The sequence below is a fragment of the Gordonia sp. LMA167 genome, from assembly GCF_058130025.1.
This window is the reverse complement of record NZ_CM176708.1, coordinates 1,748,024-1,771,079: the sequence shown is the minus strand read 5'-3', so window position 1 is coordinate 1,771,079 and position 23,056 is coordinate 1,748,024. Positions and strand designations below refer to the sequence as shown.

Genomic DNA, 23,056 nt, shown 5'->3' with positions numbered 1-23,056 from the left:
GGAAATATGGCGTCGACCACAAGCGATCCGCAGATCTCCAGCGTGCATGTAGCGACTTGGCACCGAAGCCGGGAGACCTCTACGTTTACATGTAGATCGCAGTGACTGCGACATTCCATCGGCCTCTCAGGAGCTCCCATGACCAAACGTCCATTGCTCGCCGCCCGCCGAACACGCGTGATGGCCGTCGCGGCCGCGGCCATCTGCGCCGCGACCCTCGCCGCCTGCGGCGACTCCGAGTCGGACACCTCGGCGGCGTCGAGCCTGCCGCCCGCCCCCGCCGAGTACAACCTCGCCGACGTCTGTCCGCAGAACGTCAACGTCCAGCTCCAATGGCAGCCGCAGTCGGACATGGCCGGCGTCATCGGCCTGCTGGGCCCGGGTTATCAGGTGGACACCGACAAGAAGTCGGTCACCGGCCCACTGGCCTTCGACGGCAAGGACACCGGCGTCGACATCACACTCAGGGCGGGCGGCCCGGCAATCGGCTTCCAGTCCGTGCCGTCGGCGATGTACGCCGACGACTCCATCGATCTCGGGTTGGTGCACGGCGATCAGTTGATCGCCGCGGCCAAGGACCAGCGGGTCGTCGGCGTGACGCCGCTGCTGCAGTACAACCCGACCATCCTCATGTGGGACCCGACGACCCACCCGGATCAGAAGACGATCGCCGACATCGGCAAGACCGACGAGACGGTCGTGGTGAGCAAGGATCAGATCTTCCCGCAGTGGCTCGTCGCGAAGGGGCTGCTCAAAAAGAGCCAGCTCGACACCGGTTACGACGGCGCGCCCGCCCGCTTCGTCGGCGACCCATCCATCTCGCAGCAGGGCTTCGCGAACTCCGAGCCCTACACCTACGAGCACGAGACACCGTCGTGGAACAAGCCGATCGCCTACGAGATGGTGAAGGACGCCGGCTACGACGTCTACGCCTCCAACGTCTCGGTACGCGCCGACAAGCTGCAGACACTCTCGCCCTGCCTGGAGAAGCTCGTCCCGATGATCCAGCAGACCGGCAAGGACTACGTGAACTCACCGGATGCCATCAACGCGACCATCGTCGATTGGGTGTCGCAAGACGTGAGCTTCACCCCCTACAGCGCCGGCGAGGCCGCCTACTCGGCGAAACTGCTGAAGGACAAGGCCGTGATCGCGCCCGGCCCCGACGGCGTGTGGGGCAGCTACGACCCGGCCAAGTCGCAGAAGATCATCAGCGACCTGGTGCCGATCCTGAACGCCGATGGTGCGAACCTGCCTGCCCAGTTGCCGGCGGACCAATTGTTCAGCAGCCAGTTCATCAGTGATCAGGTGCGCTGACACGCACTGACGCTAGTGCCCGGGTCATCAACCGAGAGTTGGCGACCCGGGCATACGCTTGTCCGGCGAGGTCAACGAACCGGTGATCGCGAGTGGGCTTGAGGGGACCGCGTGATCCGTCCGTCACGGAGGGACACGACGGTGTCCACACCCCGGTTCGGGGTGAGCACCTCCAGGTCGTGGCTGACGAGGATGGCCGCGAGATCGCGGCGGCGCACGAGCCCGACGATGAGCTCCATGACGGCTCGGCCCCGGTCGGTGTCGAGAGCCGAGGTCGGCTCATCGATCAACAGCACCGACGGCGAACCCATCAGCGCGCGTGCGATATTGACCCGTTGCCGCATCCCGCCCGACATCTCGTGGGGCCGCCGGTGCGCGGTATCCAACAGTCCGACCTCGTCGAGCAACTCCATCGCCTCTCCTCGATGTCCACGCCGTGCTCCGCGCCGGCGTCTCCCCCGTCCGTTGCCGCGAATCTCGGCCGCCAGCATGACCTGCTCGACGGCGGTCAGCGCGGGCAGCAGGTTGTCCTGCTGGAACACGAAGCCGATCCGCTCGCGGCGGACCTCGGCCCGTTCGGCGTCCGAGAGCACCGACAGGTTGATGTCGTCGATCCAGACACCCCCGCCATCGGGCGTCACCAAGGCGCCCGCGACCGCGAGCAGGCTGGTCTTCCCCGATCCGGAGGGGCCGGTGATCGCGACCATGGTCCCGTCGGCGACCGCCACGGAGACGTCGTCGAGGACCTGGACACGCTCGCGACCATCGGGATAGCTCAACATCACATGGGTCAAGGACAGGCTCATCTGCTCACTCTCTGTTGTTCGGAATCCGTCATCGGGCCAAGGCGACAAGAGGATCGACCGCGGTGACGCGGCGCACGGCGAGTAGCGCCCCGAGGGTGCCGAGAACAGCGAGCGCACCCACGGGCATGGCGACGACCGCTGCGCTCACGGACACCGGCACGGACCCGGAGACGGCGGCGACCAGCGCCAGACCCAGCAGCGTCCCGAGGGTCTCACCGGCGACCAGTACCAGCACCGCCTGCCCGAGACCGTCGCGCAGCAGGTAGGCACGGCTCGCTCCCATCGCCCGGATGATGGCCAGATCCCGCAGTCGCTGGATCGTCCACACCGCGAAGAACGCGCCGACGACGAGGGCCGAGATGATCAGCAGCATCAGCTGCATGGCCACCAGCGAGCCGCGTTCGGAACCGTAGCCCGGCACGGCGTCTGCCGCGGAAGACATGGGCAGAGCGGCGGTCCCCGCCACCGACGCCGGACCACGCCACAACACCACCGCACTCGCATACCGTCCGTCCGTGAGTTCGCGCCACGTCCCGATGGTCGTATAGGCGACGGGCGTGTGCGCGTAGTGCCCGGTCGTCGCGAACCCGGCGACGCGGAGTGCAGTCGTACCCACCATGATCCGATCACCGATGGCCACGCCCAACTCGGCGGCCTGCTTCGGTGCGAGCATCACCTCGCCCGGGCCGGGCAGCACTCCTGCGTCCGCCGCCGGCATGAGTCGGGCGTCGGCACCGAACACCGAGATGCCGACCGCCACCCCGTCATGGGAGAGCCGCGTCGCGGCGACACCCAGTTCGGCTGCGTCACCCTTACTTTCGTCGACGATCTGACGCACGGTGGGCTGCGGCAGGTCGCTCTGAGACAGCGACGGCTCCTGGCCTGCGCCAGGTGAGGCGAGTACGAGACTCTCGCCCGGCAATCGCATGATCGCCGAGATGGATTGGCCCTGCAGGCCACTCGTCAATGCGGAGAGCGCCACCACCATCAAGGTCATCATGGTGATGACGGCACAGATCAACGCGAACCGTCCTCGCGCAAATCTGATGTCACGGAATCCGATGAACACTCTGTCGTCCTTTCGTCGCCACTGTCGCCCGAGCCGACCTGCTGTCCAGCCTTCGCCGTCGGCGGCCAAACCGCATCGATGTACCGACGGGTTCGCGCGAATCGTTCGTGCGAGACGAAAGTCCATCGAAAGTTGGAGGCGGTGACCGCGCGCGCCCGGGATACTCGGGGTCGTGGACCTGATCTCCGATCGCGATGGCACCGTCAGGAAGCCGCCGCGCGGCGAATCCGCGCCCGCCGACGGTTACGTGCTGACGGCCGGACACATCCTGTTTGCGATCCTGCTTCTCCTCGGCACGGTCCGAGCATCGCTCGCGTCGTCGACACCGTGGCCGCCGATTCTGGGTGCGATCGGCATCGCTGCGTGGTACTGCGCCGGGGCGGTGTGGGTCTCCCGACGGGGCGGTCCCGTGGCCCAACTCTGGCTCGCCGGGTTGGTGGTGATCTGGCTCGGTCTGCTCGCGATCTCCGGCGAATTCGTATGGCTGGCGTTCCTGCTCGCCCTGCTGGTATGGCACCTGTTTCCGGTCCGGGCGGCGATCCTCATCGAGATCGGTATCGCGCTGGCTTCGGCCGTCGGTTTCGAGTCCCACCAGGGCAGCTGGGTCAGCGGCGCAGTGATCGGCCCGGTGATCGGGGTCGGTTGCGCAGCGGCGATGACCGAGATCTATCAGCGCATGCGCGCGCAGTCGGAGGAACGACGTCGCCTTCTCGACGAGCTCACCAGCGCGCAGGAGGCACTGGCCGAGCGGGAACGCGAGGCCGGGCGCCTGGCCGAGCGGGAGCGCGTCGCCCGCGAGATCCATGACACCGTCGGACAGAGCCTGGCCACTGTCATCATGCTGCTGCGGGCGGCGCTGCGCACCACCGGCGCGTCGGACCACACGACCCAGCTGCGTACCGCCCTCGAGATCGCCTCGTCGGCACTCGCCGAAACCCGTCGCCTCGTGCTCGGGCTGACGTCGCCCGCGGTCGACGAGAACGACCTGCCCCACACGCTGGGCATGCTCGCCCAGGACACATCCGCCCTCGGGATGCCGACCGCATTCTCCGAGCACGGCATCCGCCGCGAGCTCTCCCCCGACGCGCGACTCGCACTCCTGCGGGCTGCACAAGAGGCCCTGGCCAATGCGCGCAGGCATTCCGGAGCCAGGTCGGCGACCGTGACGCTGACCTATCACGATGACGAGGTCAGCATCGACGTGGTCGACGATGGCGAGGGGTTCGATCCATCGACGGTCGCGGTGCGACCCGACGGTTCCGGCTACGGGCTCGCGGCGATGCGTGGGCGTATCGCCGACATCGGCGGAGAGGTGATCGTCGAGTCCGATCCGGGCGCCGGCACCGCGGTACGTGCCACGGTGCCGATCGGCGAGGGCACCAGCGCGGGGGCGGCAGGCCGATGATCTCGGTGTTGCTGGTCGACGACCATCCCGTCGTTCGTGCCGGCCTGCGTGCAGTCCTCGCACCGGCCGCCGGGATCGAGGTGTGCGCGGAGGCGGGCACCGCCGCCGATGCGGTGTCCGCGGCGGCCGGCGGGGATGTCGACGTCGTGCTCATGGATCTGCGGTTGGGCGCTGACGAAGACGGCGTCGGCGCCACCGAGGCGATCCGGGCGCTGCCCGATCCGCCGCAGGTGCTGGTTCTGACCACATTCGAGACCGACACCGACATTCTGCGGTCGATCCGGGCCGGTGCCATCGGATACCTGCTCAAGGACGCCGACCCCGACGATCTCATTCGCGCCATCCGGGCCGCGGCCGACGGCGAGACCGTCCTCGCGCCACCGGTTGCCGCTCGGCTCCTGGGGCGGATGCAATCGCCGGACACATCGCTGACCCGGCGCGAACTGGAGATCGTGGGCCACCTCGCCGAGGGCGATTCGAACCGTGACATCGCCCGGGCGCTGACGATCTCCGAGGCCACCGTGAAATCGCACCTGGTGCACATCTTCGACAAGCTCGGGGTGGACAGTCGCACTCGGGTGGTCGCCGAGGCGCGACGTCGCGGGATGATCTGAACCCAGCACCGATCCATGCCGGATTCGCCGGAATAAAAGTTGAGTGTGCTGCGCTCAACTTAGTGTCAAACACGCTGTTCCCAAACAAGGAGGTTGGAACCATGGCACTTCCTGCACGACGTGCATCCGACATCGCGTTCTGGAGTCCCTTCCGCGTCTTCGACGACGCCCGGGGTCGCGAGCTCGCCGAGTTCGGTTCACGTTTCAACGAGTTGGTGGATGCCGCATTCGCCGGCGTCGAGCCGATGCGCGGGTGGACACCGGCGGTGACGATCGAGGAGACCGACGAGGCATATGTCCTCGAGGCCGAGCTCCCGGGCATCAAGCGCGAGGATATCCACGTCGAGCTCGACGGGGGCGTCGTCCATCTGCACGGCGAGACCACCGAGGTCGAGCGCAAGGGCGAGGTACGTCATCAGACGCGCCGCACCGGCAGGTTCGACTACCGGGTGTCGCTGCCCGGCGAGGTCGACGCCGACAAGGTCGAGGCCGGACTCGCCGACGGCGTCCTCCGCCTGAACCTGGCGAAGGCCTCCCCGGCCAAGCCGCGGTCGATCGAGATCACCGAGAACTGAGCACACCGATCACACACCGGCGGTCGCCCGTACCAGGCGGGTGACCGCCGGTGTGTCGCGCCGGTCGGCGCTGGTCATTCACCTCATCGACGCCAGGTATGTCGGAGTTGCGCCCGGACCGATAGGGTCGGGCGCGTGGAGATCCTGCTGATCATCATCGTGGCGTTGCTGTTGATCATCGCGGTCGTCGTGGTGTTCAACTTCCTGGGCAATCGCAAGCTCCGGCAAGCCGAGGCCGACGCGTTGCGTCAGCGCGCCTACCGCCCGGGCGACCCGTTCTCCACTGCCGACGACGACGCCGTTCGCGGCGATCCGCGCGCGCTCAAGCCCGGCGACCTGGTGGACCTGCGTGGTGAGACCTACGCGGTCCGGGGCACGCTGCGTCTGGCCCAGGACGGTTATGTCTGGAGCGAGAACTTTCTCGACACCGGCACCGGCCGCAAGGCATGGATCTCCGTCGAAGACGACCCGGATCTGGAAGTCGTCCTCTGGCACGAGCTCACCGGTGTGACCCTGAGCCCCGGGCCATCCACCGTCGAACTCGACGGACGTCGCTACACCTTCGACGAATCAGGCGGCGCCCGGTTCACCTCCGCCGGAACCACCGGCCTCGCCGCGAACGGCTCGATGCGGTACCACGACTACGAGGCCGGCACCGAGCGACTGTCCTTCGAGGACTTCGGTTCCGGCTGGGAATGCGCTCGCGGCGAGGTGATCGCGCGCAGCGAGTACCGCATCTACCCGAGCGACCCCACGCCGGGACAGTGACCGCCCAGACCCGGCTGCAGGTGCCCTACGCCGACACGAGCGCACGACAACTCGGGTTCTCCCTCCACGCCGGCCTGCAGCAGGCGCTGGCCCGCTGTGACCAGGTCGTCGGCGGCCGGACGATCTCGCTGCGACTGCTCGGTGCAAGCCATCAGGTGGTGATCGACGACGGCGCCGATCGCTTGTGCGAGACCGTCGCCTGTCTGCCGGGACTCGACGGGCATCTGCCCGGACGATTCGAGCAGCGGGGGTACACGTTCACCTCCCGCATCGAGCCCTGCGATCGCACCGAGATGCAGAATGTGGTCGGCGAGTTGACGCGGCGCTGTGAGGCACACCGTGCCGTCGGCGCGCCCGCGATCCTCGGACACTTCCCCGGCCGCCCGCTGGCCGTCACCGCTGTCCTGGCGAACGGTGAGCTCCACGTCGGCACCGACGACCACACGTCCTGCGACGTCCTCCGCTGGGAGACCTGGCACACCTACCCGCAGAGCGCCGAGCTCGTCGTGACATCGAGCGTGTTGCACCTGTCCTCGCGGGTGAGCCGATGACGCGTCCTCCCCCACCGGGTTTCGGCCCACCGGCCGGCTTCGGCCCGGACCCGAACGCCCCGGACCCACGCCGCGGAATCCGCCGCACCCGCAACATCATCATCGGCGTCATCGTGGTGGTCGCGCTGCTGGCCATCGTCGGGTCGTGCTCGGTCAAGGCCGTCCGCGGTCTCGGCGGCGACACTGCCAGCGCCCGCAACTACATCACGTCGCACTATCAGCGAGACCCATCGCTCGACGAGAGCGACGTCGATGCTTATGTCGCACAAGGCACACCGAGTTCGGTGGCCGCCGAGCTCGATGACGTTGAGCAACCGACCGATCAACGGGCCGGCGACACGTCGGGTACGGCGAACGTCGCCGGGACGCAGTTCCTGCAGTATCCGGAGTACCTGATCGGGTTGTTCCCGCTGGCGGCCGGCACGACGCGTGTCATGCTCAGTCGCGATTACCAATCCGGATACCGTCACTACCACCCCTATGTCGGCGGATTCTGGGTTCCGACACCGAATTACGGTGGGTCGGGCAGCAACTATCGCGGCGGCGGATCCGGTGGCGGTGGCAAATGATCGTGATCACCGCCCACCTGCACATCGCAAGCGCACCATCATCTGAACCGGAGGAGACACCGTGCTCACGAGACTGATCGAGAACGCTTACGCCGCAGCGGCCTACGGTGGCACCGGCATGATCCTCATGCTCGTGGGATTTGCGGTGATCGATGCGCTGACGCCCGGCAATCTCCGCCACCTGCTGTGGGCCGACCGCAATCGCAATGCCGGAATTCTGGTCGGTTCCAATGCCTTCGCGGTGGCCATCATCGTCGCCGCCGCCATCGTGGCCAGTGAGGGCCGGCTGGTGGAAGGCCTCACCTACACGGTCGTCTACACCATCATCGGCATCGCCATCATGACGGTGATGTTCCTCGTCATCGACCTCTTCACGCCCGGCAAGCTGGGCGAGTTGGTGGTCCATCCCGACAGCCACCCGGCGGTGTGGGTGCATGGTGTGGTCCACATCGGCATCGCACTCATCGTCGCCGTGTCGATCCTCTGACACACCCTCGCGATCGTGACGACCACCGAAGAGTCCGCCCCGTCGACGCAGTCCCCTGACCGCGTCGCGAGCCCGGCACGCTGGGCGCGCGCCGGATTACTCGCGGTGGTGTTCGTCTGCGCCGCATGCGGGCTCGTCTATGAGCTGGCGCTCGTCTCGCTCGGCTCGTTCCTCATCGGCAACACCGCCACCCAGGCCTCGATCGTGCTCGCGGTGATGGTGTTCGCGATGGGCGTGGGTTCGCTTGCCGCGAAACCCCTCCAGTCCCGGGCGATCACCGCATTCGCCGCCGTGGAACTCGCGCTCGCACTGCTCGGCGGGCTGTCGGTGCTGGTCCTGTACGCCGCCTTCGCGTATCTGTCGCTCTACACACCGGCACTCGTGGTCGTGGCGTTCGTACTCGGGTTGCTGATCGGCGCCGAGATTCCGCTGTTGATGGTGCTGCTCCAACGAATCCGACGTCAGGACGCCGGCAGCGCGGTCGCGGACATGTTCGCCGTCGACTACATCGGCGCACTGATCGGTGGGCTGTGCTTCCCGTTCCTGCTGCTACCGCTGTTCGGTCAACTCGAGGGTGCACTGATCGTCGGGCTGGTCAACGCCGCGGCCGGCTGCTTCCTGGTGTTCGTGGTGTTCCGCCGTGAGTTGGGACGCGCTCGGCGGACAGTCCTCGGCGTCGCGTCCGTCGTCGTCATCGGAGTCCTGGTCGGTGGACTGATGCTGGCGGGCCGGTTCGAGGTGACGGCCCGGCAGGCCATGTTCCGCGATCCGATCGTGGCGGCCGAACGCACTCCGTATCAGGACATCGTGATCACCGAACGGCGCACTCCGGTGGGCGCGGACACCCGGCTCTACCTCAACGGCGACCTGCAGTTCTCCTCGATCGACGAGTACCGCTACCACGAGTCGCTGGTGCACCCGGCGATGGCGGGTCCACATGCCTCGGTGCTGATCCTGGGCGGCGGCGACGGTCTGGCCCTGCGCGAGGTGCTGCGCTACCCCGATGCGTCGGCCACGCTGGTCGAGCTCGATCCGGAGATGATCCGGCTGGCCCGCACCGACGCTCGGCTGCTGTCGCTCAACCGCGGTTCCATGACCGACGCGCGCAGCACGGTGGTCACGGCCGACGCGTTCACGTGGTTGCGCGGCAGTCGTGAGCTGTTCGACGTGATCATCGTCGACATGCCCGATCCCGACGAGTCGGCCACCGCGAAGCTCTACTCGACCGAGTTCTACTCGCTGGTGCGGGCACACCTTTCCGACGGTGGTCGCGCGGTGGTGCAGGCCGGTTCCCCGTACTTCGCGCCGAAGTCCTTCTGGTGCATCGGTTCCACCCTGCGGGATGCGGGGTTCGCGACGACCCCGTATCACGTCGACGTGCCGTCGTTCGGCGATTGGGGGTACTTCCTGGTCGGGCGCACCCCACCATCACTCGGGCTCGACGCGCCCGGACCGCTACGCTTTCTCACCGCCGACGAACTCGCCTCCGCCGCAGTGTTCCCCGCCGACCGCCCGCGGCTCGACCTCCCGCCGTCGACACTGATGGACCCGCGGATTCTGCGGTACGCACAGGGCGAGTGGTCGGTGTACTGAACTGCATGCTCGTCGTAGGGCGGCCGATCAGCCGATCCGAGTACCGCGGCGATCGGTGGACCGCATGGCCGGGCAGATCGACTCCCGTCATCGATCGCCGACACCACGACCGCGAGAGGATGACAGAGTGGAATCCATGTCCGGTGGGTTGGGCGTCGCCCTCGCGGTGGTCGCCGTGCTGATCATCGTCGCGGTGATCGTCCTCGTCCGCACCCGGCGGGTGGTTGCGACCCCCGCCGAACGCGCGGTGCACTTCGCGCTGCAGACCGCCTCGCAGGCTGCGCGTTCCCTGCGTGCCGGGCTGTCCGTCGACTCCGCGCGCGACGCCCTCCCGCATCTGCGTGCACTCACCGCGGCGGAAGGCGTTGCGCTCTATGACGAACACGGCGCACTCCTCGCACACGAACCGGCCGACGGTCCGCTGTGGGACGACGAACTCGTCGACGCCTCCGCACGTGCGGCGACGACCGCGGAATCCGATCAGCGACAGCTCCTGGTCAACGACCCCTGCGGCACCGAATCTCCCGTTCGGGCGCTGATCGCGCAACCGCTCGTCGGCGACGACGTCAGCGTCGGGGTGCTGGTGGTGGCCACCAAAGCCCGGCCGGGCCCCGGCATGCTCGGCGCCGTCGGCGAAGTGGCCCGCTACGTGTCGAGTCAGATCGAACTCGCGGAGTTGGAGGCATCGCGCGCCCGGCTCGACCGCGCCGAGGTGCTGGCGCTCCGCGCGCAGATCAGCCCCCACTTCATCTACAACGCGCTGAACACCATCGCGTCGTTTGTCCGGACCGACCCCGATCGCGCCCGCGAACTGATCCTCGACTTCGCGGACTTCACCCGATACTCCTTTCGGGCGGCCGGCGAGTACACCCTGCTCGCCGACGAACTGCGCAACATCGACCGCTACCTGACCCTGGAACGGGCCCGCTTCGGGCCCGCGCTGACCGTGAAACTGCAGGTGTCGCCGGAGGTCCTGAATGTCGTCGTGCCGTTTCTGGCACTGCAACCGCTGGTGGAGAATGCCGTCCGCCACGGGCTGGCGGGAAAAGGCGGGGGCACGGTCTCCATCACCGCGATCGACGAGGGCGCCGACTGTGTGATCACCATCGAGGACGACGGGGTCGGGATGGACCCGGAACTCCTGCGGTCCGGCGACATCGACGCGCTGGACCCCGCGACGAGCAGCTCCTCCCCGGAGCGCTCCGAACGCAACGAGTCCGAGGGCGCCCACGTCGGACTGACCAATGTCGACCATCGGCTGCGAGCCGCATTCGGCAACGATTACGGTCTAGTGGTCGATACGGGGATCGGCGCGGGGACCCGGGTCGGCATGCGGGTACCGAAGTTCCGAGCCGGGATTCGCGCCTAGGTGCTGCGGCCGTTGAAGGAGGTGCCGATGTCCCTGGTGGTCCTCGCCGTCGACGACGAACCGCCGGCGCTCGACGAATTGGCGTACCTGCTCGGCAAACAACCCGAGGTCACCGAGGTCCACACTGCCGGTGATGCGACCCATGCGCTGCGGGAACTCAACGAACGCCGTATCGACGCGATCTTCCTCGACATCAACATGCCGGGCTTCAGCGGCCTCGAACTCGCCGGGGTACTGCAGCGCTACTCGGATCCACCGAGCGTGGTGTTCGTGACCGCGCACGACGACAAGGCCGTCGATGCGTTCGACGTCGGTGCCGTCGACTACCTGCTCAAGCCCCTGCGTGAACAGCGTCTCGCGCAGGCCATCTCCCGCGTCATCGCCTCCCGCGAAGCGGCCCCTCGAGCACCCGAGGCCGCCACGCCCACACCGACCGGCTCCGACGAGGTGATCCCGGTGGAACTGTCCGGGGTGACCTCACTGGTCCGTCGAGACACGATCTCCTGGGTGGAGGCGGTCGGCGACTATGCCCGGCTGCACTCCGAATCCGGTGCACACCTGGTGCGGATACCGTTGTCCACGTTGGAGGCCCGGTGGCAGGAGCACGGCTTCCGGAGGGTGCATCGCTCGTACCTGGTCGCGCTGCGGATGGTCACCGGACTGCGGTCATCCGGTTCGACGACGGTCGTGTGTGTCCGGGCGAACGGCGTTTCCGAGGCGGTCGAACTACCGGTCAGCCGACGACAACTCCGCGAGCTCAAGGACCTGCTCATCCGCGATCCGATGCGCCAGTTCCGATCCGACGCCGACACCTGATGCCACCATGAGTGATCAGACACCACGTCGCGAACGTGTCATCCTGTCCCAGCGGCGCGGGGCACGGATGGTGCGCACACGCGTCGAGGTCCAGGAGCAGACCGAGGTCGGCGACGCACTGGTGCGGGGGCTGATGCGCGCACAACTCGGTCTGGCCCTGCGGCTGGCCCTGGCCGTGATCACGATCATCGTCGCCATCCCGTTGACCGGAAGCATCTTTCCCTGGCTGACCACTGTGAGCGTCGCCGGGATCCGACTGAACTGGGTGATCCTGGTGGTGACGCTCTATCCCCTGCTCTACGCCACCGGCCGCATCTACGTACGTCTCGCCGAGCAGGCCGAGCGCGACTTCCTGGGAGTCGTCGATGACGACACGTGAGCACTCATGAGCACCGATGTCGATGGCCTCACCGCCACCGCGCTGGCCCTGGCGGCCATCGCGACCGTCGCGGTCGGGGCGTACGGAGGTCGGCGCTCACGCACCACGTCAGACTTCCTGGTCGCGTCGCGCAGTGTCGGCCCGCGCTGGAACGCCGCCGCCATCTCGGGTGAATACCTCTCGGCCGCATCATTTCTCGGCGTGGCCGGACTCGTCGCCAAGTACGGCGCCGACGCCCTGTGGTATCCGGTCGGTTTCACCGCGGGCTATCTGGGACTGCTGCTCTTCGTGGCCGCGCCGCTGCGCAGATCGGGCGCCTACACCGTGCCAGACTTCGCCGAGTTCCGCCTGAACTCATCCGGCGCCCGGCTGGCCGCGATGACCGTCGTCGTGGTGGTGTGTGTGCTCTACCTGATCCCCCAGCTACAGGGCGCCGGCCTGACCTTGCACATCTTGTTGGGCGTACCGGTGTGGACCGGGGCGGTGGCCGTGGGCGCCATCGTCATCGTCAACGTGGTCGGCGGCGGGATGCGATCGATCACCTTCGTGCAGGCATTCCAGTATTGGCTCAAGCTCACCGCCATCGCCGTGCCGGCGCTCGTGCTGCTCGGGGTGTTCCTGAGCGATCGGTCGGCGCTGGGGGACCCGGTTCCCCCGCGTGTGGACCATGCGACGACGGTCGACGTCACCACCGACGTGACCGTGACGGTGACCGAACTGGGCGGGCTTTCGGTCACCGGTGTGCTCGACGGGAATCCTGTCGACGCCGCGCCGATCCCCACCACGGGTGAGCATGACCTCGCGGCCGGAACCGTCATCCACCTCGAGGCCGGCGCCGCGACTCCGGTTGTCGAGGGCGCGCCGACCACCGGGGAGGACTGGATCGCATCCGGCCGCGGCCTCGGTGGCACACATCCGCTGTTCGAGGTGCTCTCGCTGATCGTCGCGACCTTCCTCGGCACGATGGGTCTGCCGCATGTCCTCGTGCGGTTCTACACCAATCCCGACGGACGGTCGGCACGTCGGACCGCCCTGACGGTGATCGCCCTGCTCTCGTTGTTCTATCTGTTCCCGACGGTGCTGGGTGTGCTCGCCCGACTGTATGTGCCGCAACTGCTGATCACCGGGACGTCCGATGCCGCCGTGCTGCTACTGCCGAGCGCCGCCGTCGGCGGCCTGGTCGGGCAGATCCTCGCCGCGCTCGTCGCCGCCGGCGCGATCGCCGCCTTCCTCGCGACATCGTCGGGACTGCTGGTGAGTGTGGCCGGTGCACTGGCCACCGACGTGTTGCGTGGGCGCGTCCGCGACTTCCGCATCGCCGCGCTCATCGGCGGGCTGATACCGATCGGACTGTCGTTGGCGGCCTCGTCGCTCGAACTGTCGCGCACGGTCGGTCTGGTCTTCGCGGTCGCCGCGTCGACGCTGTGCCCGCTGCTGGTGCTCGGGATCTGGTGGCGCGGACTCACGGCGGCGGGAGCGATCACCGGCCTCGCCGTCGGGGGCGTGTCGTCGGGAGTGGCCACGAGCCTGGCCATCGCAGGTGTCGTCGACACCGAGGTCCTGGGCGGCTGGCCGGCGGAGATCATCGGCTATCCGGCCGCAGTCACCGTGCCGTTGGCCTTCGCGACGATGATCGTCGTCAGTCTGGCGACGAAACGTCACCTGCCCACCGACCTGTCCCGAACCTTCGCCCGGATGCACGTTCCGGAGCGGCTGGGCATGGGAATCGAGCGGCTGCCCAAAGAGTGACGCGTCCCCTCCGGTTCCTCCCCCGGGTGTTGCCAGATCCCCCGGCTGTGCAGTTGGGGGATGTGGCGATACCCGGGGACGAGCCGAACCGCCGAACCGTTCGTCGGGCCACATCGACCGTCCACCGCAGAGTCGCCCGGCTTCGGCGTGTGATCCACGCCACCCCATTCTGGTGTGAGCTGCACCTCAATACGCTTCTGATTCACAAGGCATCACACACCAATCAGGAGGTAGGCGTGTCCACGATCGAACATCCACCGGGCCCGGCGCCGCACTCGCCGACCGGCGCACAGTTTCTCGAGGTACAGGCAAGTCCGGAGTTCCAGGATCTCCGTACCCGGCTGCGGCGGTTCGTCTTCCCGCTGACGGCCTTCTTCCTGATCTGGTACGCGATCTACGTGCTGCTCGGCGCGTTCGCCCACGACTTCATGGCGACCAAGGTGTGGGGCAACATCAACGTCGGCCTGATCCTCGGTCTGCTGCAATTCGTCACGACCTTCGTGATCACCGGCATGTACGTGCGGTTCGCGAACCGTGACCTCGATCCGCGCGCATCCGCGATCCGTGACGAGATGGAAGAGCAGGTCGTCGCATGAGTTCCTCGCAGACCTACGTCGTGGCAGCCGCGGTCGGCAATCCGGTCGCCAACATCTCGATCTTCGTCGCCTTCGTCGCGATCACCATGTATGTGGTGATCCGCGCCAGCAAGAACAACAAGTCGGCCGCCGACTTCTTCACCGGCGGCCGCGGCTTCACGGGGCCACAGAACGGCATCGCGATCGCCGGCGACTATCTGTCCGCCGCGAGCTTCCTGGGTATCGCCGGCGCCATCGCGGTCTACGGCTACGACGGCTTCCTGTACTCGATCGGCTTCCTGGTCGCGTGGCTGGTGGCGCTGCTCCTGGTGGCCGAATTGCTCCGCAACACCGGCAAATTCACCATGGCCGACGTCCTGAGCTTCCGTCTGAAGCAACGGCCGGTCCGACTGGCCGCCGCGATCTCCACCCTCGCGGTCTCCCTGTTCTACCTGCTGGCGCAGATGGCCGGTGCCGGTGGCCTGGTCGCGCTGCTCCTCGACATCGAGGGCCGCGTCGGTCAGTCGATCGTGATCGCGATCGTCGGCGCGCTGATGATCGTCTACGTACTCATCGGCGGCATGAAGGGCACCACCTGGGTGCAGATCATCAAGGCGGTGCTGCTGATCGCCGGCGCGGCGGTGATGACGTTCATCGTGCTCGCCAAGTTCGGCATGAACCTGTCATCGATCCTCGGCTCGGCCCAGGACGCCATCACCGGCTCGGCGGATGAAAAGGTCGCTGCCCGTGACGTTCTCGCGCCGGGTGCCCAGTACGGCGGCTCGTTCACCTCGCAGATCAACTTCCTGTCGCTGGCCGTCGCGCTCGTCCTCGGCACCGCCGGCCTGCCGCATGTGCTGATGCGCTTCTACACCGTGCCGACCGCCAAGGAAGCCCGCAAGTCGGTGGTCTGGGCGATCGCCCTGATCGGCGCGTTCTACCTGTTCACCCTGATCCTCGGCTACGGCGCCGCAGCCCTGGTGGGGCCGGACAAGATCATGGCCGCCGCGGGCAAGCAGAACTCGGCCGCACCGCTGCTGGCATTCGAACTCGGTGGCGTGGTGCTCCTGGGCATCATCTCCGCGGTGGCGTTCGCCACCATCCTCGCCGTCGTCGCCGGCCTCGCCATCACCGCGTCGGCGTCCTTCGCCCACGACATCTACGGTTCGGTGATCAAGCGGGGCAAGGCAAGTGAGGACGACCAGGTTCGGGTGTCGCGCTACACCGTGGTGGTGCTCGGTATCATGGGCATCATCCTGGGCATCCTGGCCAACGGCCAGAACATCGCGTTCCTGGTGGCGCTGGCCTTCGCGATCGCCGCGGCGGCCAACCTGCCGACCATCCTGTACTCGCTCTACTGGAAGCGGTTCAACACCCGTGGCGCACTGTGGAGCATCTATGGTGGCCTGATCTCCACGATCGTGCTGATCATCTTCTCCCCGGCCGTCTCCGGTTCGGCGACCGCGATGATCCCCGGCGCGGACTTCGCCTGGTTCCCGCTGTCGAACCCGGGCATCATCTCTATCCCCATCGGCTTCATCCTGGGCATCGTCGGCACACTGACCTCACCGGCGGATACCGGAACCCCGGAACGCAATGCGGAGATGGAGGTCCGCTCGCTGACCGGTGTGGGCGCGGAAAAGGCTGTCGTGCACTAGGTTCGCTGCCCGCTCCCCCGTTTCGTTCCCGCTGCATCGATCGATGCAGCGGGAACGAAACGGATCCGCGACAACGAGGTCGCGCCGACTGCTCAGTCCTGAATCCGCGCGAAGGGCTGCGCCGCCTCCAGTTCGAAGGCCAGCTCGAGCAGTGTGCGTTCGCGCCCGATGTCGGCGGCGAAGTGGATGCCCAACGGCAGACCGTCCGACGTCTGGCCGATCGGCAGGCTGATTGCCGGTGTCCCCGAGGTGTTGTTGGCCGGCGTGAAGGCGACATAGTGGATCAACCGTTCGAAGATCTCGTCGAAATCGCCTCCGGGGTCGAGATATCCGATCCTGGGGGTGGTGTGCGCGAGGGTCGGTGTCATCAGCAGGTCAAAGGTGTCGAAGACCATACGTAGCGTTGCGGTCGCACGCTTGAGTCCGATGATCGTCGACGGGGTTCGCCAGAACGCACGCAGGTAGCGCCGCGAGAGCCCGCGCGTGAACGGGTCGAGCGCATCGCGATCGAAGTCCTTGCCCACCAGGAGTCTTCCGAGGTGGTCCATCGATGCCGCGAGCATCGACCAGTATTCGGTGAACTGACGAACGAAGGTGGCGTCGAGGGGTACCGGGATCACCTCGACGTGATGGCCGAGCCCGGTGAGCAACTCGGCCGACGCAGTGAGCGCGGCCCTGGTGTCGGCATCGATGTCCTGCCCGGTCACCGTCGAATCGATCATCCCGATGCGCAGGCGACGCGCACCGGGCCCCTCAACGAGGCCGACCGCCGGCAGGTCGGTCGGCGACCGGAACGTCTCGGCGTCGGCGATGAAATGCGCTGTGTCCCGGACGGTTCGGCTGAGGACTCCGTTGGAGATGATGTCGATCGGGAGCACGCGGCCGGTCGGCGACGGAGCGACCCGGCCGCGAGACGGCTTGAGCCCCACCAGGCCGCAGGCGGCCGCCGGGATGCGGATCGACCCGCCACCGTCGTTGCCGTGCGCGATCGGCAGCGCTCCCGACGCGACCAGCGCGGCGGCACCGCCCGACGAGGCACCCGACGAGAAGTCGGTGTCCCACGGGTTTCGGGTGGGTTCACGGTCGACGAACTCGGTGGTGGCGGTGAGACCGAACGCGGGCAGGGTCGAGGCGCCGACGATGTTGACGCCCGTGGAGAGGAACTGATCGGTGAACGGCTCGTTGGCCTTGGCGGTCAGATCCGGCATGGCCGCCGAACCGTTGCCCACCGGCAGCCCTTCGAACAGGGTGTTGTTCTTGATGATCGACGGCACGCCCGCGAACGACCCCGCCGGAAAGGTATCGTCGGCGACCCGCTTGCGGGCCCGGTCCCGGTCGTCGACCGCCACGGCGTTCAGTGCCGGGTTGACGGAATCGATGCGGGCCAGCGCCGCCTCGAGCGCCTCGGCGGCGGAGAACTCACCGGCGCGGATCGCGCCCGCGATTCCCACCCCGTCGCGGTCGCCGAGAACGTCGTCACCGAACGCGTGGACGTACTTCATGCGCTGAGGTTAGCGCGATCGGGCGCTCCGATCGGTCATGCGCATGACATCGGACGCCAGAGCCTCCGCATACGCGGCGTCGAGGGCGAGGCCGAAGACCGCATGGTGATAGAGCGGTGCGATGACGTGATCGAGGATCTGCCGGACCGTCGGCGCATCCTGTTCGCGTGTGGTCGCGCGGCCGACCATCTCCTCGGCCTGCTGCCGGCGGATCTCCCAGCACGGACATTCCTCGACGACGTCGTTGCGGGCGAACACCATTGCGCGCAGGTACGCGCGACGCTTCGGGCGACCGATGTCTGCGGCGATGATCCGCGACCACTCGGCGAGGTCGTCGGCGAGTTCGCCGGTGTCGGGCAGAAATTCGCCCTGGGTCAGCGCCGCGACGGCCACCTCGCCCAGCAAGGCCTCGATCGTGCCCCACCGGCGGTAGATGCTCGTCGGGTTCACCTCGGCGAGTTCGGCGACCTCCGGGATGGTCATGGTGTCGCGCCGGCCGGCCCCGACGAGCTGCCCGACCGCGGCGTAGACCGCCGACTGCACCCGTGCACTGCGACCGCCGGGGCGCTTCGACCGGGACGACCCTGCGGAAGTGCGGGTCTCGGTCGTGCCGGGATCGGTGCCGACGTCCGCGTGGGAACTACTCATGCAACCATTATTGCAAATCGAGTTGCTTTTGTGCAGAGCCGTGGCTATGTTCAATCTAACGCAAACGTCTTTGCTTTAGGAGATGACGATGACTCGGTTGCATCCGCACCGCGCGTTCTGGGTGATCACGGCAACCTTCGTGATGGTCCTCTTCGCCTCCGCTGCACCCTCACCGCTCTACCCCGTCTACCAGCAGCTGTGGGGTTTCTCGGCGTTCACCCTCACCGCCGTCTTCGCGATCTACGTCGCGACGATGCTGGTCAGCCTGCTGACCGTCGGCTCGCTCTCCGACCACATCGGACGACGACCGGTGCTCGCCGCCTCCCTGGTCCTGCTGATCGCGAGCATGGTGTTGTTCGTCTCGGCCGACGACGTCGGCGTCCTGATGGCGGCCCGCGCACTACAGGGTCTGGCCACCGGCGCCGCGATGGGCACGCTCACCGCGACGGTCGTCGACCTGCAGCCGACGCCGCGACTGGGCTCGGCGATCACCGGCGCCGCACCGGCGATCGGTCTGGCCGGTGGCGTCGCCGTCGCCGGACTCTTCGTCGAGTACGCCCCGGCTCCGCGGTTCCTGGTGTACGAGGTCATCCTCGCACTCTTCGCGGTCCTGCTGATCGCGCTACTACTGGTCCCGGAGACCTCGGACCGGATCGGATTCACCTCCCGACGTCACCTGTTCGCGACCCTGGCCCCGCAGGTGCGACTGCCCGCACAGGTGCGACGGGTGTTCCTCGCGGCCGTGCCGTCGCTGGTCGCCACCTGGTCACTGGGCGGTCTTTACCTCTCACTCGGCTCCTCGGTGGTCGCGCGTGTGTTCGGCGTCGACAACCACGCCGAGGCCGGAGTCCTGCTGTTCGTGTTCTTCGCCTCGGCCGCGGTCACCTCGCTCGTGATCACCGGGCGTTCGGCGGCGACCAAACTCGCATTCGGTTACCCGGCCCTTGCCGGTGGCGCAATCGTCTCGCTGGCCGGGGTACTCGGCGAGGCGTTGCCGCTCTACGTCGCCGGTTCGGTCATCGCGGGCGCCGGTTTCGCGGCGACATTCCTGGGTGCACTCGACAGCATCAGCGCCGCCACACCCGCGCAGCAGCGAGGCCAGGTCTTCTCGTCGGTCTTCGTCGCGAGCTATCTCGCGTTCAGCCTGCCCGCCGTCGTGGCCGGGATCATCGTGTCGCACATCGGTTTGCGGGAGACGGTCCTCGGCTATGTGGCCTACGTCCTGGTGCTGGCGGTCATCGGCGCGCTCACGAACGCCGGCATCCGTCGGCGGTCGACGCGAAGCAGCGGCTCGACGACGACCGTCCCGGCGGAGTCCGAGTGCGCGATCTCAGCGCGGCGCTGAGATCGCGCACGTCGCCGGCCCGACCAACTCGCCTGCGAGCAACTCGGCCGTCGAGAACTCCCCGGACGGACCAGCAGCGGCATCAGGTCGGTGACCCCTGCACACCCGCGCCGACGATTCGCGCGGCCATGTCCGCCTGGAACTCACCGATCTGCTCCGGCGTCATCGCACCTGACTCCCGGTACCAGCGCGCCACATCGACCCCCATCGACAGCAGCAGCGTCGTTGTTGCCTGGGGGTCGTCGACGTCGAAGGCGCCGCTCGCGACGCCGACGTCGACGATCACCCCCACACGCCGGGCGACCTCACGGCGCATGACTGCGATGGCCTCACGATGCTCCGCCGACAGCGAGTCCAACTCGTAGTTGACGACCCTCGACCACACGTGATCCCGAGCATGGTGGGCTGCTAACGCGCCGATCACGGCCCGGAGCCGCGCGGCGGGCGGCCGCGCGGGGTCGTCGGCATCGTCGATCAACTCCAGGAACGCCCGGTGCCCGGCGTCGGAGAGTTCGTAGAGCACCTCTTCCTTGGACCGGAAATGCACATACACCGCAGCCGGACTCATCTGCGCTCCGGTCGCGATGTCGCGGGTGGTCGTCGCGGCGAATCCCTTGGCCGCGAACGCCTCCACCGCGGCTCGCAACAGCCGTGAGCGCGCCTGGGCGGCGCGGGTCGACGGTTCCACGACTGACACGTCGCCGGCCTCCGTTTCTCATGAATTCCCGATGACATTGACATGCGCCGCTGGGCGCGGCATAGTGTTAGAGTATCACTAAGCAAGCGCTTAGTCAGCGACGCACCGCCTGGCCCCGCCGAGTGTCGCGTCTTCACCCCACATCCCCTGACCAGGAGTAAGACAGAAGACATGCAGCTGAAATACAGCCCCGAGGAAGAAGCGTTCCGCGAGGAACTGCGCACGATCTTCGCGAAGGTGCCCGAGGACATCCGGCGTCGATCGGAGGCCGGCAAGCTGAACTTCCCCGAGGACCTCGTCACCACGACCCGCATCCTCAACGAGCACGGCGTCGCGACCCCGGGCTGGCCGGTCGAGTGGGGCGGCCGGGACTGGACCCCGATCCAGAGTCATATCTACCGCGAGGAGATGAGCCTCGCGCACGTCCCGGACATGTTGGCGTTCAACGTCGGCATGATCGGTCCGGTCATCGCGCAGTTCGGTTCGCCGGAGATGAAGGAACGCTTCCTGGCAAAGACCGCCAACCTCGACATCTGGTGGTGCCAGGGCTTCTCCGAGCCCGAAGCGGGTTCTGACCTCGCGTCGCTGAAGACCCGCGCGGTCCGCGATGGCGACCACTACGTTGTCAACGGCCAGAAGACCTGGACCACGCTCGGCCAGTACGCCGACTGGATTTTCTGCCTCGTGCGCACCGATCCCGACGCCAAGAAGCAGGCCGGCATCAGCATGCTGCTGTTCCCGATGGACACACCGGGCGTGGAACTGCGCCCGATCCAGCTCATCGACGGCGGCTTCGAGGTCAACGAGGTCTTCTTCAACGACGTCCGGGTGCCGGTCGAGAACCTCGTCGGCAACGAGAACGAGGGCTGGACCCAGGCCAAGTTCCTGCTCGGCAACGAGCGCAGTGGCATCGCCCGCGTCGGCTACACCAAGACCAAGCTCGCCAAGGCGAAGGAACTCGCGCGCCAGATCACGACCGCGTCCGGCGGCACGCTGCTGGAGGATCCCCTGTTCGCGGCCCGTCTGGCCGAGTTGGAGAACGATCTCCTCGCCCTCGAGATGACCCAGTTGCGGGTCGCCGCGTCGTCGGCGGACGGTAAGCCGAACCCGGCCTCGTCGCTGCTGAAGCTGCGCGGCAGCCAGTTGCAGCAGGATGCCATGGAACTGCTCGCCGACGTCGCCGGCGCGAACTCGCTGCCGGTCGCCGGCCTCGACGCGTCCGCCGCCAACGGGACCGCCGAGGTGGACTCGCCGGAGTGGGCGCAGATGTCCGTGCCGACCTACCTCAACTACCGCAAGGTGAGCATCTACGGCGGATCGTCCGAGGTTCAGCGCCAGATCATCGACAAGGCCGTGCTGGGTCTGTAACAGCCACCGCCTCATCACCTTTCACGACACACAAGAACCTGGGAACCTTTTTCATGGATTTCGAACTTACCGACGAACAGACGATGCTGCGGGACACCGTCCGCGAGGTGCTGACCCGCAAGTACGACATCGAGACGCTGCGCGCCGTCACCGACACCGAACTCGGCTGGGACAAGGGTGCGTGGAAGTCGTTGGCCGACATCGGCATCCTCGGCCTGACCTTCCCGGAGGACGACGGCGGCATGGGCGCCGGCCCGGTGGAGTTCACCAGCGTGATGACCGAGATCGGTCGCGCACTGGCACCCGAGCCCTACCTCGACACCGTCCTCGTGCCGGGATCGCTCGTCGCCGCGACCGGTGACGACGACACCCGCGCAGAGCTTCTCGGCGGGCTTGCCTCGGGTGAGCTGCTGATGGCGTTCGCCCACCTCGAGGCCGGCGACCGCTGGCCGGGGGCAAAGGTCGCCACCACCGCCACCGACGGCAAGCTCAATGGCACCAAGGTCCTTGTCGGACACGGTGATTGTGCCGACAAACTGGTCGTGTCGGCACGCACCGACGACGGTGTCGGCCTGTTCGTCGTCGATGCCGATGCCGAGGGTGTCACCCGCACCGCGTACCGCACCCACGATCGTCGTCGCGGCGCGCAGATCGAGTTCTCCGATGCCGTGGCCACCCGCCTGGGCAGCGGCGACGCATCCGAGGTCATTGCCAACGCCGAGGTCGGCATCCAGACCGCCCTGTGCGCCGAGGCCGTCGGAGCGATGGAACGCTCGCTCGACCTCACCGTCGAGTACCTGAAGACCCGCAAGCAGTTCGGCGTGACGCTGTCGCAGTTCCAGACACTCACCCAGCGCGCCGCGGACATGTACGCACAGCTCGAGCTGGCCCGCAGCATGAGCCTGTACGCGACGACCGCACTGGCCGACGGCATCTGCGACCCGATCATCGCGTCGCGGGCGAAGTTGCAGATCTGCCGCTCGGCCCGGCTGATCGGTCAGGAAGCGGTGCAGATGCACGGCGGTATCGGCATGACCGCCGAATACCCGGTCGGCCACTACCTGAGCCGGCTCACCGCCATCTCGCACACGCTCGGTGACGCCACCGATCACCTGTCGGCGCTGGCGCGCTCGGTCGGCGACTACGAGATGGTCATGGTCGGCTGAGCCGACACGCTTCGCAACCCTCGGGCTCCT

The 23,056-nt window shown here is 67.5% G+C and carries 23 protein-coding genes; 18 read left to right on the top strand and 5 right to left on the bottom strand.

The window, feature by feature from the left end; translation table 11 throughout:
• The first annotated feature begins 138 nt into the window (after positions 1–138).
• Positions 139–1,317: a nitrate ABC transporter substrate-binding protein gene (locus tag ACVT6V_RS07910; RefSeq protein ID WP_489899256.1), complete on the top strand. Its 1,179-nt coding sequence runs from the start codon at positions 139–141 to the stop codon at positions 1,315–1,317.
• 71 nt (positions 1,318–1,388) lie between these two features.
• Here the strand turns inward: ACVT6V_RS07910 and ACVT6V_RS07905 are convergent, their stop codons facing one another.
• Together ACVT6V_RS07905 and ACVT6V_RS07900 are read right to left on the bottom strand one after the other, a co-directional pair.
• A complete protein-coding gene (locus ACVT6V_RS07905; RefSeq protein ID WP_489899255.1) occupies positions 1,389–2,123 on the bottom strand; it encodes an ABC transporter ATP-binding protein in 735 nt (244 codons plus the stop codon).
• A 28-nt stretch (positions 2,124–2,151) separates the two neighbouring features.
• On the bottom strand, positions 2,152–3,192 hold the full coding sequence (locus ACVT6V_RS07900) for an FtsX-like permease family protein (protein ID WP_489899254.1): 1,041 nt from the start codon (positions 3,190–3,192) through the stop codon (positions 2,152–2,154).
• A 172-nt stretch (positions 3,193–3,364) separates the two neighbouring features.
• Between ACVT6V_RS07900 and ACVT6V_RS07895 the strand changes: the two genes are divergently transcribed.
• From ACVT6V_RS07895 to ACVT6V_RS07830, 14 genes are all read left to right on the top strand, one after another.
• Positions 3,365–4,597, top strand: coding sequence for a sensor histidine kinase (locus tag ACVT6V_RS07895; RefSeq protein WP_489899253.1), 1,233 nt, complete (start codon positions 3,365–3,367; stop codon positions 4,595–4,597).
• Entirely contained in the window at positions 4,594–5,211 is a 618-nt protein-coding gene (locus ACVT6V_RS07890; RefSeq protein WP_489899252.1) for a response regulator, read from the top strand. The genes ACVT6V_RS07895 and ACVT6V_RS07890 overlap by 4 nt, the downstream gene beginning before the upstream one ends.
• A gap of 101 nt (positions 5,212–5,312) precedes the next feature.
• Positions 5,313–5,786, top strand: a complete 474-nt coding sequence (locus tag ACVT6V_RS07885; protein WP_489899250.1) for an Hsp20/alpha crystallin family protein — start codon at positions 5,313–5,315, stop codon at positions 5,784–5,786.
• A gap of 135 nt (positions 5,787–5,921) precedes the next feature.
• Positions 5,922–6,554 (top strand): DUF4178 domain-containing protein, encoded by a 633-nt coding sequence (locus ACVT6V_RS07880; protein WP_489899249.1) that lies wholly within the window; start codon positions 5,922–5,924, stop codon positions 6,552–6,554.
• On the top strand, positions 6,551–7,105 hold the full coding sequence (locus ACVT6V_RS07875) for a DUF2617 family protein (RefSeq protein WP_489899248.1): 555 nt from the start codon (positions 6,551–6,553) through the stop codon (positions 7,103–7,105). The genes ACVT6V_RS07880 and ACVT6V_RS07875 overlap by 4 nt, the downstream gene beginning before the upstream one ends.
• Complete coding sequence (locus tag ACVT6V_RS07870) at positions 7,102–7,674, top strand: DUF4247 domain-containing protein (protein ID WP_489899247.1); 573 nt, start codon at positions 7,102–7,104, stop codon at positions 7,672–7,674. The genes ACVT6V_RS07875 and ACVT6V_RS07870 overlap by 4 nt, the downstream gene beginning before the upstream one ends.
• Before the next feature lie 61 nt (positions 7,675–7,735).
• Entirely contained in the window at positions 7,736–8,161 is a 426-nt protein-coding gene (locus ACVT6V_RS07865; RefSeq protein ID WP_489899246.1) for a DUF350 domain-containing protein, read from the top strand.
• A gap of 15 nt (positions 8,162–8,176) precedes the next feature.
• Entirely contained in the window at positions 8,177–9,754 is a 1,578-nt protein-coding gene (locus ACVT6V_RS07860; protein WP_489899245.1) for a polyamine aminopropyltransferase, read from the top strand.
• A 136-nt stretch (positions 9,755–9,890) separates the two neighbouring features.
• Complete coding sequence (locus tag ACVT6V_RS07855) at positions 9,891–11,123, top strand: sensor histidine kinase (protein ID WP_489900741.1); 1,233 nt, start codon at positions 9,891–9,893, stop codon at positions 11,121–11,123.
• A 27-nt stretch (positions 11,124–11,150) separates the two neighbouring features.
• The gene (locus tag ACVT6V_RS07850; protein ID WP_489899244.1) at positions 11,151–11,939 is read left to right on the top strand and encodes a LytR/AlgR family response regulator transcription factor; all 789 of its coding nucleotides are present in this window, start codon (positions 11,151–11,153) and stop codon (positions 11,937–11,939) included.
• Between the two features lie 7 nt (positions 11,940–11,946).
• Positions 11,947–12,318, top strand: coding sequence for a hypothetical protein (locus tag ACVT6V_RS07845; RefSeq protein ID WP_489899242.1), 372 nt, complete (start codon positions 11,947–11,949; stop codon positions 12,316–12,318).
• A gap of 6 nt (positions 12,319–12,324) precedes the next feature.
• Positions 12,325–14,067: a sodium/solute symporter gene (locus ACVT6V_RS07840; RefSeq protein ID WP_489899241.1), complete on the top strand. Its 1,743-nt coding sequence runs from the start codon at positions 12,325–12,327 to the stop codon at positions 14,065–14,067.
• Positions 14,068–14,303: 236 nt separating this feature from the next.
• Entirely contained in the window at positions 14,304–14,663 is a 360-nt protein-coding gene (locus tag ACVT6V_RS07835; protein WP_489899240.1) for a DUF485 domain-containing protein, read from the top strand.
• The gene (locus ACVT6V_RS07830) at positions 14,660–16,300 is read left to right on the top strand and encodes a solute symporter family protein (RefSeq protein ID WP_489899239.1); all 1,641 of its coding nucleotides are present in this window, start codon (positions 14,660–14,662) and stop codon (positions 16,298–16,300) included. The genes ACVT6V_RS07835 and ACVT6V_RS07830 overlap by 4 nt, the downstream gene beginning before the upstream one ends.
• Positions 16,301–16,392: 92 nt before the next feature.
• Here the strand turns inward: ACVT6V_RS07830 and ACVT6V_RS07825 are convergent, their stop codons facing one another.
• Together ACVT6V_RS07825 and ACVT6V_RS07820 are read right to left on the bottom strand one after the other, a co-directional pair.
• Positions 16,393–17,802 carry an amidase gene (locus tag ACVT6V_RS07825; RefSeq protein WP_489899238.1) on the bottom strand — a complete coding sequence of 470 codons (1,410 nt, stop codon included), beginning with the start codon at positions 17,800–17,802 and terminating at the stop codon, positions 16,393–16,395.
• A 9-nt stretch (positions 17,803–17,811) separates the two neighbouring features.
• Positions 17,812–18,345 carry a TetR-like C-terminal domain-containing protein gene (locus ACVT6V_RS07820; protein ID WP_489900740.1) on the bottom strand — a complete coding sequence of 178 codons (534 nt, stop codon included), beginning with the start codon at positions 18,343–18,345 and terminating at the stop codon, positions 17,812–17,814.
• A gap of 193 nt (positions 18,346–18,538) precedes the next feature.
• Between ACVT6V_RS07820 and ACVT6V_RS07815 the strand changes: the two genes are divergently transcribed.
• Positions 18,539–19,795 carry an MFS transporter gene (locus tag ACVT6V_RS07815; RefSeq protein ID WP_489899237.1) on the top strand — a complete coding sequence of 419 codons (1,257 nt, stop codon included), beginning with the start codon at positions 18,539–18,541 and terminating at the stop codon, positions 19,793–19,795.
• Positions 19,796–19,877: 82 nt separating this feature from the next.
• Here ACVT6V_RS07815 and ACVT6V_RS07810 read toward each other — a convergent pair whose 3' ends face one another.
• On the bottom strand, positions 19,878–20,492 hold the full coding sequence (locus ACVT6V_RS07810) for a TetR/AcrR family transcriptional regulator (protein ID WP_489899236.1): 615 nt from the start codon (positions 20,490–20,492) through the stop codon (positions 19,878–19,880).
• Positions 20,493–20,663: 171 nt separating this feature from the next.
• On the opposite strand from ACVT6V_RS07810, the gene ACVT6V_RS07805 reads away from it, so the two are divergent.
• Together ACVT6V_RS07805 and ACVT6V_RS07800 are read left to right on the top strand one after the other, a co-directional pair.
• The gene (locus ACVT6V_RS07805; RefSeq protein ID WP_489899235.1) at positions 20,664–21,860 is read left to right on the top strand and encodes an acyl-CoA dehydrogenase family protein; all 1,197 of its coding nucleotides are present in this window, start codon (positions 20,664–20,666) and stop codon (positions 21,858–21,860) included.
• Between the two features lie 53 nt (positions 21,861–21,913).
• Entirely contained in the window at positions 21,914–23,026 is a 1,113-nt protein-coding gene (locus tag ACVT6V_RS07800) for an acyl-CoA dehydrogenase family protein (RefSeq protein ID WP_489899234.1), read from the top strand.
• The last annotated feature ends 30 nt before the right edge of the window (positions 23,027–23,056 follow it).

Bases quoted from the DNA above. Each gene is read 5' to 3' on its own strand.
- ACVT6V_RS07910 (WP_489899256.1), top strand. From the start codon at position 139: ATGACCAAACGTCCATTGCTCGCCGCCCGCCGAACACGCGTGATGGCC.
- ACVT6V_RS07905 (WP_489899255.1), bottom strand. From the start codon at position 2,123: ATGAGCCTGTCCTTGACCCATGTGATGTTGAGCTATCCCGATGGTCGC.
- ACVT6V_RS07890 (WP_489899252.1), top strand. From the start codon at position 4,594: ATGATCTCGGTGTTGCTGGTCGACGACCATCCCGTCGTTCGTGCCGGC.
- ACVT6V_RS07885 (WP_489899250.1), top strand. From the start codon at position 5,313: ATGGCACTTCCTGCACGACGTGCATCCGACATCGCGTTCTGGAGTCCC.
- ACVT6V_RS07870 (WP_489899247.1), top strand. From the start codon at position 7,102: ATGACGCGTCCTCCCCCACCGGGTTTCGGCCCACCGGCCGGCTTCGGC.
- ACVT6V_RS07855 (WP_489900741.1), top strand. From the start codon at position 9,891: ATGTCCGGTGGGTTGGGCGTCGCCCTCGCGGTGGTCGCCGTGCTGATC.
- ACVT6V_RS07850 (WP_489899244.1), top strand. From the start codon at position 11,151: ATGTCCCTGGTGGTCCTCGCCGTCGACGACGAACCGCCGGCGCTCGAC.
- ACVT6V_RS07845 (WP_489899242.1), top strand. From the start codon at position 11,947: ATGAGTGATCAGACACCACGTCGCGAACGTGTCATCCTGTCCCAGCGG.
- ACVT6V_RS07840 (WP_489899241.1), top strand. From the start codon at position 12,325: ATGAGCACCGATGTCGATGGCCTCACCGCCACCGCGCTGGCCCTGGCG.
- ACVT6V_RS07830 (WP_489899239.1), top strand. From the start codon at position 14,660: ATGAGTTCCTCGCAGACCTACGTCGTGGCAGCCGCGGTCGGCAATCCG.
- ACVT6V_RS07825 (WP_489899238.1), bottom strand. From the start codon at position 17,802: ATGAAGTACGTCCACGCGTTCGGTGACGACGTTCTCGGCGACCGCGAC.
- ACVT6V_RS07815 (WP_489899237.1), top strand. From the start codon at position 18,539: ATGACTCGGTTGCATCCGCACCGCGCGTTCTGGGTGATCACGGCAACC.
- ACVT6V_RS07805 (WP_489899235.1), top strand. From the start codon at position 20,664: ATGCAGCTGAAATACAGCCCCGAGGAAGAAGCGTTCCGCGAGGAACTG.
- ACVT6V_RS07800 (WP_489899234.1), top strand. From the start codon at position 21,914: ATGGATTTCGAACTTACCGACGAACAGACGATGCTGCGGGACACCGTC.